Below are 16,202 nucleotides of genomic sequence, written 5' to 3' on the forward strand. Positions count from 1 at the left end.
CAGCAACTCGCGCTGCCAGATCGCATAGTCGGCGTACTGCACCGGCAGCGGCGACCACTGTGGCGTCCGGCCCTCGGACCGGGCGTCGTACGCCTCGGAGAGATCACGGGCCAACAAGCCCATCGACCAGCCGTCGGCGGCGATGTGGTGCACGACGACGACCAGCACGCAGCCGCTAAACAGCCAGGCCCGGATCGGGAGTTCGCAGGCCAGGTCGAACCGGTGTCGGGTGGCGGCGGCGATGTCCGCCTCGTCGCCGTCGAGGACCTCCAACCGCCAGTCGAGCCCAGCTGCGTCGAGTATCCGCTGGTAAGGCTCACCCTCGGCCGAGGCGAAGATCGTACGTAGGACCTCGTGTCGGCCGATGACGTCGCGCAACGCGTTGTCCAGCGCTTCGGCGTCGGCGTTCGGCATTCGCAGCACTACCGGCAGGTTGTAGTCGGCCGACGGACCGTCCAGTTGGCCGAGGAACCACAGTCGACGCTGCGCGAACGACAGCGGTGCGCGGGCGGGCCGGACGGCCGCGACCATGGCCGGACGGGTCTGTCGGGTCGTGTCCAGCCTGGCGGCGAGCGCGGCCGCGGTGGGCGCCTCGAAGATCGCGCGCAGCGGCACCTCGGTGCCGAGGACCGTGCGGATCCGGCTGGCCAGCCGCACCGCGAGCAACGAGTGGCCGCCGAGAGCGAAGAAGTCCGCGTCGGCGGCGACCCGGGAGAGGCCGAGCACGTCGGCGAACGCGGCCCGGATGAGTTCCTCGCGCGGGTCGGACGAGGCGTGGTCCGCGCCGTCCCCGCCGATCGGGGCGGGTTCGGGCAGGGCGGTCAGGTCGAGCTTGCCGTTGGCCGTCAGCGGGAGCGTGTCGAGGACCACCACCGCGGACGGGACCATGTACTCCGGCAGTCGCCGTGCCACCGACTCCCGTACGCCGGTGCCGTCGCCACCGACCACGTACGCGACAAGGCGGTCCTGCTGGACCACCACTGCGGCCTGCGCCACGTCGGGGTGCGCCGCGACGGCCGCCCGAACCTCGCCCAACTCCACCCGGAAGCCGCGGATCTTGACCTGGTCGTCGGTGCGGCCGAGGTATTCGAGGTGCCCGTCCGCGGTCCACCTGACGAAGTCGCCGGTGCGGTACATCCGTTCGCCGGCTCGATATGGGCTGGCGACGAAGCGCTCGCTGGTCAGGGCGGGCCGGCGGAGGTAGCCGCGGGCCAGACCGGCGCCCTGGACGTACAGCTCGCCGGGCACGCCGGCCGGCACAGGACGCAGTCGGGCGTCGAGGACGTGCGACTGGGCGTTGGCCACCGGACGTCCGATGACCGGTCGCGCCGCGTCGGAGAGCCGGGCGCTGGCAGATTCGACGGTGCACTCGGTGGGGCCGTACATGTTGAAAGCGTCGAGGTCGGGGGTGGCGCGCAGCAGCCGCCACAGCGATTCGGGTACGGCCTCACCGCCGAGCGCGATTCGGGTCGGGCGCTGCGCCGGGTCGTCGAGCAGGCCGTGGGTGAGCAGCGCCTCGACGTGCGAGGGGGTGGCAACCAGGACGTCGATGCGGTGGGCCCCGAGCCACGGCACCAGCAGCGCCGGATCGCTCCAGGTGGCGGCGTCGACGACATGCAGTTCGTGGCCACTCAGCAGGGCGGTCAGTTGGTCCCAGGACGCGTCGAAGGACACGGACAGTCCGAGCGCGACGTGCATCCGTGCCGGCCCGGCCAGCAGCGAACGCCTGTGTCCAGTACACAGGTTGACCACGCTGCCATGGTTGACCTGGACACCCTTGGGGCGACCGGTCGACCCGGAGGTGTAGATGACGTACGCCGAATGGGTCGGCAGCAGCGCCGCGGTGGGCGGAAGGGGTGCGTCGATCGATTCGTCGAGGGGACCGTCGAGCATGATCATGGGTACGTCGGGCGGCAGCACCTTCGACGTACGGCTGGTGGTCAGCACCAGGGCCGGCGCGGCGTCGCGGACGAGGTGTCGCACCCGCTCGGTCGGGTAGGCCGGATCGACGGGTAGGTAGGCGCCGCCGGCCTTGAGCACCGCGAGCAGCGCGACGACGAGGTCGATGCCACGTTCCAGGCATATTCCGACGACCGACTCCGGTCGGACCCCGCGACCCACCAGCTGCCGAGCGAGACGGTCGGTTCGCTGGTCCAGGTCCGCATAGGTCAGAGTGACGCCACCGCCGACCAGGGCGGGCGCGCCCGGCGCCTGCGCGACCTGGGTCCGGAACATCTGCGGCACGGTCCGCTCCGGCACCGCCAGCGCTGTCCCGGTCCCCCATTCAGCGAGGCTGCGTTGGTCGGCGTCGTTCAGGATCTCGACGGCGCTGAGGCGGGTCGCCGGTCGGGTGACGACGGTTTCCACCACGCGCGCGAACCGGTCGGCCAGTTGACGCACGGTCTCGGCCTCGAACAGGTCCGCCGCGCCGACCAGCACGCCGCGCAGGCCTGCGGGCGCGCCGGTGGCGTCGACGATCTCCTCGGCGCTGACCTCAAGGTCGAACTTCGCCACCACTGATCCACCGTTGGTGCGCCGGCTCGCCAGCTCAGGCAGATCGAGGGCGGCATGGTCGTTGTTCTGCAGGGTGAGCATTACCTGGAACAGCGGGTGGTGGGCCAGCGAGCGGGTCGGGGCCAGCTCCTCGACGAGCCGTTCGAACGGCACGTCCTGGTGGGCGAAGGCGGCCAGGCAGGTCTCGCGGCTCCGGCGCAGCACCTCGGTGAACGCGGGGTCCCCCGACAGGTCGTTGCGCACAACGAGAGTGTTGACGAAGAACCCGACGAGATCGTTGAGCGCCTCATCGGTACGGCCGGCCACGGCCGTACCGACGGGGACGTCCGTACCAGCGCCCAGCCGGGACAGCAGAAGCGCCAGCGCGGCCTGTAGCACCATGAAGACGGTCACGCCCTCGGCCCGGGCCAACCGCGCCAGGGCGACGTGGGCCTCGGCCGACACGTCGAACGGCACGCCGTGCCCACGGTGTCCCGGCACGGCGGGCCGTGGCTGGTCGAACGGCAACGTCAGCTCGGTGGGCACGCCGACCAGGGTGTCCCGCCAGTAGGCGACCTGCCGGTCGAGGAGGCTGGCCGGGTTGCCCCTGTCGCCGAGCAGCTCGTGCTGCCAGATGGCGTAGTCGGCGTACTGCACCGGGAGGGGGGCCCAGTCGGGGGCGGTTCCGGTGCTGCGGGCCGCGTACGCGGTGGAGAAATCCCGGGACAGCGGTGTCCAGGACCAGCCGTCGCCGGCGATGTGGTGCATGACCACGACCAGGGTGTGGTCGTCCGCGCCGGTGGTGAACAGCCACATCCGCAGCGGCGGCTCGACCGTCAGGTTGAATCCGTGCCCGGTCGCGACGGCGACGGCATCGTCGAGTGCCCGCTCGTCGACCTCGGCCACCGTCAGCACCTCGGGTATGTCGGTCATGTCCAGAACCCGCTGGTACGGCTCACCGTCGACGACGTCGAACACCGTGCGCAGCACCTCGTGCCGGTCGAGCAGGTCCCGCACGGCCGCGCGCAGCGCGTCCCGATCCACGGCACCGGTCAGCCGCAGCACGTTGGGGACGGTGTAGGTCCGGCTGGGGCCTTCCAACTGGTCGATGAACCAGAGGCGGCGCTGGCCGGACGACAGTGGAATGTTCTCCGGGCGGGGCCGGACGGTCAGCACCGGCCGGCTGGTGGTGGCGTCCGTGCCGCTGGCCTCTCGCTCCGGCAGGGCAGCTGCCAGGCCGGCCACGGTCGGCGTCTCGAACACCGCCCGGATCTCCATCTCCACACCCAGTAGTGCGCGGATTCGGGAGATGAGTCGGACGGCGAGTAGGGAGTGCCCGCCGAGTTCGAAGAAGTCGTCGTCGACGCCGACCCGGTCGAGGCCGAGGATCTCGGCGTAGGCCGCGCAGAGCAGTTCCTCGCGTGCGTTGGCGGGTTCCCGGCCGACGCCGGAGGTCGATGGGGCCTCGGGTTCGGGAAGGGCACGGCGGTCGAGTTTGCCGTTGGAGGTCAGGGGTAGGGCGTCGATCACGACCACAGCGGTGGGCAGCAGGTGCTCGGGGAGCCGTTTGGCGGCGTAGCGGCGGACCTGCTCGACTACGGTGTCGGGGTCGTCGTCGGTGACCACGTAGGCGACGAGCCGCAGCTCGCCCTGCCGGTCGGGGCGGGCGATCACGGCCACCTGCTCCACCACCGGACACCCGGCCAACACGGTGTGGATCTCGCCCGGCTCAACCCGATACCCACGGATCTTCACCTGATCATCAACCCGGCCCAGGAACACCAACCGCCCATCCGGAAGATGCCGCACCCGGTCCCCGGTCCGATACATCCGCTCACCAGACCCGAACGGACACCCCACGAACCGCTCCGCGGTCAACCCCGGCCGACCCACATACCCCCGCGCCAACGCCACACCCGCGACATACAACTCACCCGCCACCCCGACCGGCACCGGCTGCAACCTGTCGTCAAGCACGAACGCGCGCACGTTACGAATCGGCGTACCCACCGGCACCACGGCATCACCATCGAGGCGACCCGTGAGCACACCGATCGTCGTCTCCGTCGGCCCATAGTGGTTGAACACCGGCCGGCCGGCCGCAGCCGCCACCAGGTCCCGCACCCAGTCCACCGGGGCCGCCTCACCACCCAGGACCACACCACCGGCGGGAATGACATCCGTCAGCTGGCCTGCCGCACCAAGTGCCATCAGATGCGACGGCACCGCCTTCAGATGATCGATCCGGTGCTCGACCAGATACCCGGCCACCGCCACCGGGTCCGTCACCACCCGCTCGGGCAGGATGTGCAACTGCCCACCCCGCGCCAACGACGCGAACAACACCGTGTTCCCCAGGTCCGTCACCTGCGCCTGCAACAACGCAAACCGGCCACCCGAAACCGGGAAACCCAACCTGTCCGGCACCGACGCCACATAGTTCGCCACCGCCGCCTGCGTCACCGCCACACCCTTCGGCCGCCCCGACGACCCCGACGTATAAATCACATACGCCACGCCATCCGGGTGATGAGTCACCGCCGGTGCGCTCTGCTCCAACCCCGCCAGACCCGCCACGGTCGCCGGCGCATCCAGCGCCACGATCCGGATCTTCCCCGCCGGCAACTCATCAGCGGTGTCCTCATCGGTCAGCAACAACACCGCCCGACTGTCGCGCACCACGAACGCGACCCGCTCGACCGGTTGACCCGCGTCCACCGGCAGATAGGCCGCACCCGCCTTCCACACCGCGAGAATCGCCACGACCGTGTCCACACCCCGCGGCAACGCCAGCGCCACGACCGATTCAGCGCCCACCCCCTGCGCGATCAGGAACCGCGCCAACTGATTCGCCCGCACATCCACCTGCGCGTATGTGGTCTCCACCCCATCGGCGACTACTGCCACCGCGTCCGGCGTCCGAGCCACCCACCCCTCAAACAAGCCCAGCACCGACTCCACGGGCGACGCATCCGCGGTGTCGTTGAAATCCGCCACCACCCGGCGGCGTTCCACCTCATCGAGCAGATCCACCGCACTCACCGACACTGTCGGATCAGCGGTCACCGCCTCCAACACCCTGGTCCACCCCGACGACACCCGCGCAGCAAACGACTCATCGAACAGATCCGCCGCGACCGTCACCGCACCCCGCACACCCGCCGGACGACCCCCCTCATCAAACGTCTCACCCACCAACACATCCACATCAAACTTCACCGACACCGCCACCGACTCAGCCCGCGACACACCCGTCGTCTCCACACCCGGCAAATCCAACACCGCATCGATCGTGTCGGTCTTGGTCAACACCACCTGGAACAACGGATGACGCGCCATCGACCGCACCGGCGCCACCTCCTCCACCAACCGCTCGAACGGCACATCCTGATGCGCCGCACCCGCCAACGCCGCCTCCCGCACCCGCACCAACACCTGCGCGAACGACGGATCCCCCGACAAATCCGCCCGCAACACCACCGTATTCACAAACAACCCCACCAGATCATCCAACGCCTCATCAATCCGACCCGCATGCGCCGAACCAATCGGAATATCCACCCCCGCGCCCCACCGCGACAACAACACCGCCAACGACGCCTGCCACACCATGAACACCGTCACCCCATACGCCCGCGCCACCTCCACCAACCGCGCATGCAACCCCGCCGACACCTCCACCGGCGCCTGAAAACCCCGATGACTCGCCACCAACGGACGCACCCGATCAAACGGCAACGACAACTCCTGCGGCACCCCCGCCAACACACCCCGCCAATAACCCAACTGCCGCGACAACCTACTCTCCGGATCCGACTCATCCCCCAACAACCGCCGCTGCCACAACGCAAAATCCGCATACTGCACCGGCAACGGCAACCACCCCGGCACCCCACCGGCACACCGCGCCGCATACGCCACCGACACATCCCGCGCCAACGGACCCATCGACCACCCATCACCCGCAATGTGATGCACCACCACCACCAAAACCTCACCATTCACCAACACCGCCCGCAACGGCACCTCCACCGACACATCAAAAGGCCGCCCCACCACCTCCGCCACCACCGCATCCACATCCACCGACTCCACACACTCCAACACCCCACCCACCTCACCAACACCCAACACCCGCTGAAACGGCTCCCCATCCACCACCGGAAACACCGTCCGCAACACCTCATGCCGACCCACCACATCCACCAAAGCCGCAGAAAGCGCCACCACATCCACACCACCAACAAGCCGCAAAACCACCGGCACGTTATAAGCCGCCGTCGCCCCCTCCAACTGATTGATAAACCACAACCGACGCTGCCCAAACGACAACGGCAAACGCTCCGGACGCACCCCCGCCACCAACACCGGCCGAACAGCACCACCCTCACCCAACCGCCCCGCCAACCGCCCCGGCGTCGCCGCCTCAAACAACACCCGCAACGACAAATCCACCCCCAAAACCGACCGCAAACGACTCAACAACCGCACCGCCAACAACGAATGCCCACCCAAAGCGAAGAAGTCGTCCTCGACGCCGACGTGCTCCAGGCCCAGGACTTCCGCGAAGATCGCGCACAGCATTTCCTCGCGGGCATTCACCGGAGCGCGTCCGGCACCGGTTTCGATCTGCGGATCCGGGAGCGCCTGACGGTCGAGCTTTCCGCTGCTGGTCAGGGGCAACGCGTCGAGGACGACCACCGCGGCGGGGACCATGTACTGCGGCAACCGCTGCCCCACGAACTCCCGCACCCCAGCACCATCACCGACGACGTACGCCACCAACCGGTCATCACGCACGACCACCGCCGCCTGGCGCACCTGCGGATGGGCCGCGACTGCTGCCTGCACCTCACCCAGCTCGATGCGGACACCGCGAATCTTCACCTGGTCGTCGGTGCGACCCAGGTAGTCGAGTTCCCCACCGGGGGTCCACCGGACCAGGTCACCCGTGCGATACAACCGCTCACCCGACTCGAACGGATTGGCCACAAACCGCTCCGCGGTCAACCCCGCCCGACCCACATACCCCCTGGCCAACTGCACACCAGCCAAATACAACTCGCCAGCGGCGCCCACCGGCACCGGTTGCATCGCGCCGTCCAGGACGTAGGTGCGGGTGTTCGCCACCGGCGACCCGATCGTCACCAGTGCCCCCGCCTCACACCGCGTCGCCGTGACATCCACCGATGCCTCCGTCGGCCCATACAAATTGTGCAGTTCGGTGTCGGGAAGGACAGCCAACAACTGGTCCTGCACAGCCGCAGGCAGCGCCTCACCCGAACACACCACCCGGGACAGTCCGGGACAGGACGCGGCCACCGGAAGGAACGCTTCCAACATCGACGGCACGAAGTGCGCCGTCGACACGTTCTCGTCGCGGATCAACTCCGCCAGATACGCCGGATCACGATGACCACCCGGACGGGCCACCACCACCGTCCCACCCACCACCAACGGCCAGAAGAACTCCCACACCGACACGTCAAACGTAAACGGAGTCTTCTGCACCACCCGCTCACCAGCAACCAACCCAAACCGGTCCTGCATCCACCGCAACCGATTCACCACACCCCCATGCGACACCACCACACCCTTCGGCCGACCCGTCGACCCCGACGTAAACAACACATACGCCGCACCACCCGAGGACACCTCAACCGACCCCACATCCGGGCCGTCCAACCCGGCCACCGAGTCCACCACCACCACCGCACCAGCGTCGCGCACCAACACATCCACCCGCTGCTGCGGGAACTCCGGATCAATCGGCAAATAAGCACCACCAGCCTTCAACACCCCCAACAACGCCACCACCAGGTCGAGCCCACGGGGCAAACACACCCCGACCACGGACTCCGGGCCCACCCCCACGGACCGCAGATACCTGGCCACCGCACCCGCCCGGACGTCGAGCTCCCGATACGACACCGACTCACCCTCGAACACCACCGCCACCGCATCCGGCGACACCGCCACCCGCTCCGCAAACAACGACACCACCGTCTCGCCCACCGGATACGACACCGCCGTGTCATTCCAGTCCACCAACAGCTGGGAACGCTGGTCGTGGTCGAGGACCGGCACGAGGGGCAGCGGTAGTCCTCCGCCCGCATCCAGTGCGGCGACCATGTTCTCGGTGGTCGTGGCCAACAGCGACACCACCGATTCGGCGTCGATGGGGGTCGTCGCCTCCACGGTGAGGTGGAGCGTGTCACTGTCGTCGTCGACGGAGACTGCCAGCGGGTAGTTGGTGTTCTCCTGGGAGAAGACGACCGCGATGTCGTCCGCGCCGCCGACCTCGACCGTCTCGGTCGCGCTGCTTTCCGGGTTGTCGTTGTGTCGGTAGTTGAGGATCGAGGTGAACAGAGGGCTCTCGTTCGGGACCGCGCTGGTCTGCTGCGCGGTGGCCAGTGACGCGTGTTCGTGTTCGAGGAGAGCGGCGAGTTGGTCACGCATCCGAGTGACGGCGTCGCGGACGTCGAGGCGGCCGGTGTTCAGCCGGACCGGCAGGGTGTTGATGAAGGGGCCCGGCGCCCGATCGGCGCCGACGCCGGCGTTCATCCGACCGAACAGGACCGTACCGAAGACCACGTCGTCGCGTCCCGAGGCGGCCGCGAGGGCGCGCGCCCAGGCGACGTGCAGCAGGGTCGCGGGACTGGTGCTCAGGGTACGGGCGACCTGGCGCAACCGGGCGGTCAGCGCAGGTTCCAGCCGCTGCCGAGCGCTCCGCTGGTCGGCGCCGTCGCTGTGCACGTCGCGCACGCCGTAGGGAATGGTGGGTTCGTCAAGGTCGCCGAGCATCTCGGCGAAGTACCGGGTGTGCTCCGCGTCGGAGATTCCGGTGCGGGTCTGCGCCACGAACTCACGGAACGGCACGACCGGCGCGAGCGCGCTGTCATCGCCGCTCATCACCGCGCGTACCTCGCTGATCAACAGGTCCAGGCCCATGTGGTCCTGCACCATGTGGTGCACCCGCACCAAGGCCAGACACCCGTCACCGCCCGGTATCGCGGTGATGTGTACCTGGATCAGCGGCGCGCGCTGCAGGTCCATCGCCGTCTCACCAGCTGCCAGCAGATCGCGTACGGGATCGGCGTCGGTGACCGTGACCTCGACCACCGGCAGGGGGGCGTGCCGCCACACCACCTGTACCGGCGCGTCGAGGCCCTCCCACACGATCGCCGTACGGAAGATGTCATGCCGATCAACGACCCGACCGAGCGCGTCGAGGAAGCCGTCGAGCAGGCCGCGGGTGGCGAAACGCACCACCGTCGGCAACACGTACGCATCACGACCACCCTCGGCCAGCAGATGATGGAACAGCAACCCCTCCTGCAGAGGAGCCAACGGATAGACGTCCGCAACGTTCGCCGCACCACCATCAACGGTGGCCACCACCCGGTCGACCTGCTCCGACGTCAGCTCGACCAGCGGCAGCATCTGCGGGGTGATCCGCTCGGCGCCCGCCGGGATGACATTCGCCGGCACCTCTACCTGGTCCCGGCCTACACCCGCGGCAGCCACCCCCGCCGGCGTGGGAACCTGGAAGAACGCCCGCACCGGCACCGACATACCCCGCTGCCGCAGCCACTCCACCAACCGCACCACCAACAACGAATGCCCACCCAAAGCAAAGAAGTCGTCATCCACACCCACCACGTCCAGGCCCAGCACCTCGGCGAACGCGGCGCACAACAACTCCTCCCGCGCGTTCGCCGCAGGCCGGCTGGACCCGACAGCCCCGCCGAAGTCCGGCGCCGGCAACGCCCGCCGATCAAGCTTCCCGCTACTGGTCAACGGCAACTCATCCAGAACAACCACCGCCGCCGGGACCATGTACTGCGGCAACCGCCGCCCCACAAACTCCCGCACCCCAGCACCATCACCCACGACATACGCCACCAACCGGTCATCCCGCACGACCACCGCCGCCTGGCGCACCTGCGGATGCGCCACGACTGCTGCCTGCACCTCACCCAACTCGATCCGCACACCACGGATCTTCACCTGGTCATCGGTGCGACCCAGATAGTCCAACTCGCCGTCCCTGGTCCAGCGGACCAGATCACCCGTGCGATACAACCGCTCACCCGACTCAAACGGGCTGGCCACAAACCGCTCCGCCGTCAACCCCGCCCGACCCACGTATCCCCGCGCCAACTGCACACCGGCCAAATACAGTTCGCCGCCGGCACCCACCGGCACTGGTTGCAGACTGTTGTCCAAGACGTAGGTGCGGGTGTTCGCCACCGGCGACCCGATCGTCACCGGTGCACCCACCTCACACCGGGCCGCGGTGACATCCACCGACGCCTCCGTCGGCCCATACAAGTTGTGCAACTCGGTGTCCGGCAACACCGCCAGAAGTTGGTCCCGCACCGACTCCGAAAGCACCTCACCCGAACACACCACCCGGGCCAGACCGGGACACGACGCGACCACCGGAAGGAACACCTCCAACATCGACGGCACAAAATGCGCCGTCGACACGCCTTCCTCACGAATCAACTCCGCCAGATACGCCGGATCACGATGACCACCCGGACGGGCCACCACCACCGTCCCACCCACCACCAACGGCCAGAAGAACTCCCACACCGACACGTCAAACGTAAACGGCGTCTTCTGCACCACCCGCTCACCCACCACCAACCCAAACCGGTCCTGCATCCACCGCAACCGATTCACCACACCCCCATGCGACACCACCACACCCTTCGGCCGACCCGTCGACCCCGACGTAAACAACACATACGCCGCGTCCCCCGCACCCACCGCCACCCGCACCGGTGCCCGCGAAGGAACGACCTCCTCCACCAACACCCGCGCCACCCCGGCCGGCACCACCGATGCACCTACCGCCGACGTCACCACCGCAACCGGCAACGCGTCCGCGAACATCACCGCAACCCGCTCCTGCGGATACTCCGGATCCACCGGCAGATACGCACCACCGGCCTTCAACACACCCAGCAAGGACACCACCAGGTCGAGCCCACGGGGCAGACACACCCCCACCACCGACTCCGGCCCTACACCCAACCCCACCAACGCACCCGCCACCGCGCCAGCGCGAGCGTCCAACTCCCGATACGACACCGACACACCCTCGAACACCACCGCCACCGCATCCGGCGTGGCCGCCACCTGACGGGCGAACAACGACACAATGGTGTCGTCCACCGGATACGACACCGCCGTGTCATTCCAGTCCACCAACAACTGGGAACGCTGCGCCTGGTCGAGCGCCTGCACCCGGGTCAGCGGCACCTCACCATCGACCTCCAGCGCGGCCACCATGTTCTCGATGGTCGTGGCCAACAGCGACGCCACCAGACGCGCATCAATGGGAGCCACCGCGTCAACGGTCAAGCCAATGGCGTCGCCGCTATCGTCCACCGAAATCGTCAGCGGATAGTTCGTGTGCTCGTCGGCAAATACCACCTCGATACCGTCGAGGGCCTCTTCCGACTCCGCCACCACCGCACCACTGTTATGGCGGTAGTTGAACAGTGAGGTGAACAGCGGGGTGTTGCCCGTTACCCCACTAGCGCGTTGCGCCAGGGCCAATGAGGCGTGTTCGTGTTCCAGCAAACCCGCGAGTTGATCCCGCATCCCCGTCACCTGCGCCCGCACACCCCCACCACGCATCACCACCCGCACCGGCAACGTGTTGATGAACGGCCCCGGCACCCGATCCGCACCCACACCCGCGTTCATCCGCCCGAACAACACCGTCCCGAACACCACATCATCACGCCCCGACAACACCCCCACCGCCCGCGCCCACGCCACATGCAACACCGACGCCGCACTCACCCCCAAACCCGCCGCCACCACCCGCAACCTACCCACCAACCCCGCATCCACCACCACCCGACGCCGCACCTGCCCCGAACCATCACCCCGCACATCCAACACCCCAAAAGGCGCCGTCGACTCCACCACATCACCCAACAAACCCCGGAAAAACTCCTCATGCCCACCCACCACACCACCACCACGAACCTGCGCCACAAAATTCCTAAACGGCAACACCTCACCCAACGCCTCACCACCACCCGCCAACACCAACCGCACCTCATCCAACAACACATCCAAACCCAAATGATCCTGCACCAAATGATGCACCCGCACCACCACCAAACACGACCCCCCACCCGCACCCCCGTTCCTGTCCTCGCCACCACTCCCGCCACCGTTTCCATTCACCGCGACATGCACATCCACCAACGGCGCCCGACCCAAATCCATCACCGAACCCACCACCGCCAACAACTCATCCACACCCACCGCCGCCACCTCCACCACCGGCAACACCACCCGACGCCACACCACCTGCACCGGCTCCGGCAACCCCTCCCACACAATCCCCGTCCGGAAAATGTCATGCCGACCCACCACCACCCGCAACGCCTCCACAAACCGACCCAACACACCCCGATCCGCAAACTCCAACACCGTCGGCAACACATACGCATCCCGACCACCATCAGCCAACAAATGATGAAACAAAATCCCCTCCTGCAACGGAGCAAGAGGATAAACATCGGCAACATTCGCCGCACCACCATCCACAGTGGCGACGACCCGATCAATCTGCTCCTGCGTCAGGTCCACCAACGGCAACATGCCCGGAGTGATCACCGAAGCATCCACCGGAATCAGATTCGCCGGCACCTCGAAGGTGTCCACACCACCCGTGGCCGCCAACGCCGCCGGAGTCGGCGTCTGGAAGAACGCCCGCACCGGCACCGACACACCCCGCCGCCGCAACCACTCCACCAACCGCACCACCAACAACGAATGCCCACCCAACGCAAAGAAGTCATCCTCCACACCCACGCGCTCCAAGCCCAGAACCTCGGCGAACCCCGCACACAACAACTCCTCCCGCGCGTTCGCCGCAGCCCGTCCCGCACCGGTTTCGACCTGCGGATCCGGCAACGCCCGCCGGTCGAGCTTTCCGCTGCCAGTCAACGGCAACGCGTCGAGAACGACGACCACGGCCGGGACCATGTACTGCGGCAACCGCTGCCCCACAAACTCCCGCACCCCACTGCCATCACCACCGACGACATAGGCGACCAGCCGATCACCACGCACCACCACCGCAGCCTGGGTAACCTCCGGATGCCCGACCACGGCGGCCTGCACCTCACCCAACTCGATCCGCACACCCCGCAACTTCACCTGATCATCAGTACGACCCAGGTAATCCAACTCCCCGCCCGCGGTCCACCGCACCAGGTCACCGGTCCGATACAACCGCTCACCCGACTCATACGGGTTGGCCACGAACCGCTCCCCGGTCAACCCCGCCCGACCCACATACCCCCGCGCCAACTGCACACCAGCCAGATACAACTCACCCGCCGCCCCCACCGGCACCGGCTGCATCGCGCTGTCCAACACATAGGTACGGGTATTCGCCACCGGCGACCCGATCGTCACCGGTGCACCCACCTCACACCGGGCCGCGGTGACATCCACCGACGCCTCCGTCGGCCCATACAGGTTGTGCAGTTCGGTGTCCGGCAACACCGTCAGAAGCTGGTCCTGCACCGACTCCGAAAGCACCTCACCCGAACACACCACCCGGGACAGTCCGGGACAGGACGCGACCACCGGAAGGAACACCTCCAACATCGACGGCACAAAATGCGCCGTCGACACGCCTTCCTCACGGATCAGGTCGGCCAGGTAGGTGGGGTCGCGGTGACCACCCGGACGGGCCACCACCACCGTCCCACCCACCACCAACGGCCAGAAGAACTCCCACACCGACACGTCAAACGTAAACGGCGTCTTCTGCACCACCCGCTCACCAGCAACCAACCCAAACCGGTCCTGCATCCACCGCAACCGATTCACCACACCCCCATGCGACACCACCACACCCTTCGGCCGACCCGTCGACCCCGACGTAAACAACACATACGCCGCGCCACCCGAGGACACCTCAACCGACCCCACATCCGGACCGTCCAACCCCACCACCGACTCCAACACCACCACCGCACCCGCATCAGCCACCAACACCTCCACCCGCGCCTGCGGAAACTCCGGATCCACCGGCAAATACGCACCACCAGCCTTCAACACCCCCAACAACGCCACCACCAGGTCGAGCCCACGGCCCATCCGCACACCCACCACCGACTCCGGCCCCACCCCCACCGACCCCAAATACCTCGCCACCGCACCAGCCCGGACGTCGAGGTCCCGATACGACACCGACTCACCCTCGAACACCACCGCCACCGCATCCGGCGTGGCCGCCACCTGCCGGGCGAACAACGACACAATGGTGTCGTCCACCGGATACGACACCGCCGTGTCATTCCAACCGGACAACACCCGCGAACGCTCCTCCGCGTCCAGCAGGTCCACGTCATTGAGCCGCACGTCAGGATTGGCAACCACCGTTGCCAGCACGGCCACCAAACGGTCGGCGAGCCGGCGCAGCGTAGCGGTCTCGAAAAGCTCGGCGACCCCCATGACCTCGCCCTGCAGTCCAGCCGGAGCGCCGTCACCGTCGAGTAACTCACCAACGCTGAACTCAAGGTCGACCTTGGCGGCGCTCTCGCCGGGCAGTCCTATCCCGACGCCGAGTACGTCCCCTGAGGCATCCGTGCTGGTCTGGACGCCGAGCATGACCTGGAAGAGCGGGTGCCGGGCCATCGACCGCGCCGGGGCCAGTTCCTCCACCAGCTTCTCGAATGGCACGTCCTGGTGCTCGAACGCGGACAACGCGGTCTCCCGCGCCCGGACCAGCACCTCGCGGAAGGTCGGGTTCCCGGACACGTCGGTCCGCAGCACGAGCATGTTGATGAAGCATCCGACAAGGTCGTCCAGCGCCTCGTCGGTGCGCCCGGCGACCGGTGTGCCGATCGGGATGTCGGTCCCGGTACCGAGCCGGGAAAGCAGCATGGCGACGGTCGCCTGCATGATCATGAAGAGGGTGACCCCCTCCTCTGCGGCGAATTCCGCCGCCTGGGCATGCAGCGCCGACGGGACCAGGAGTGGCACGCTCGTCGCCCGGCGGCTCATGATTTCCGGCCGGGGATGGTCGAGCGGCAGCGCAAGCTCCTCGGGAGCCCCGGCGAGGGCTTCCCGCCAGTAGGCGACGTGCCGGGACATGAGGCTGTCCGGGTCGTCCGGGTCGCCGAGGACCTCCCGCTGCCACAGCGTGAAGTCCGCGTACTGGATGTCCAGTGGTTCCCAGTCGGGGGATCGTCCGGCGCGGCGTGCCTCGTACGCGGTGGACAGGTCCCGAGTCAGCACGGTGATGGACCATCCATCGCTGACGATGTGGTGCATGACGGTGACGAAGACGTGCTCGTCCGGGCCGGTCGAGAACAGCCACGACCGAACCGGCAGGTCAGTCGTGATGTCGAAGATGGTCTTGGCGGCCCGCTCCAGTTCGGTCTTGAGCTCGGCTGGGGATACGTCCACCAGCTCGACGTGCCAGTTGAGGTCTTCGGGTTCGATGATGCGCTGATGGGGCTCGCCGTCGGTGGTGGGGAACGTCGTTCGCAGCACCTCATGCCGCGTCAGGACGTCCCGGGCCGCAGCGCACAGGGCCGGGACGTCGACGTCGCCGGTCAGGCGGAGCAGCATCGGCATGTTGTAGGCGTTGCTGGACCCCTCCAACTGCGAGATGAACCAAAGCCGGCGCTGGGCGTACGACAACGGGATCATCG

1 protein-coding gene (only partly in view) is annotated in these 16,202 nt (G+C 67.7%); it reads right to left on the minus strand.

Going from position 1 to position 16,202, the window contains the following annotated elements:
* On the minus strand, window positions 1-16,200 hold the 5' portion of the coding sequence (locus ACQP1S_RS20820) for a non-ribosomal peptide synthase/polyketide synthase (RefSeq protein ID WP_432898088.1). It extends 15,087 nt beyond the left edge of the window; the window shows 16,200 of its 31,287 coding nt (coding positions 1-16,200); the start codon lies at window positions 16,198-16,200; its stop codon lies off the left edge, out of view.
* Window positions 16,201-16,202 lie beyond the last annotated feature (2 nt).

This window comes from Micromonospora matsumotoense, from assembly GCF_050951065.1.
In the GTDB taxonomy this organism is placed as follows: domain Bacteria; phylum Actinomycetota; class Actinomycetes; order Mycobacteriales; family Micromonosporaceae; genus Micromonospora; species Micromonospora matsumotoensis.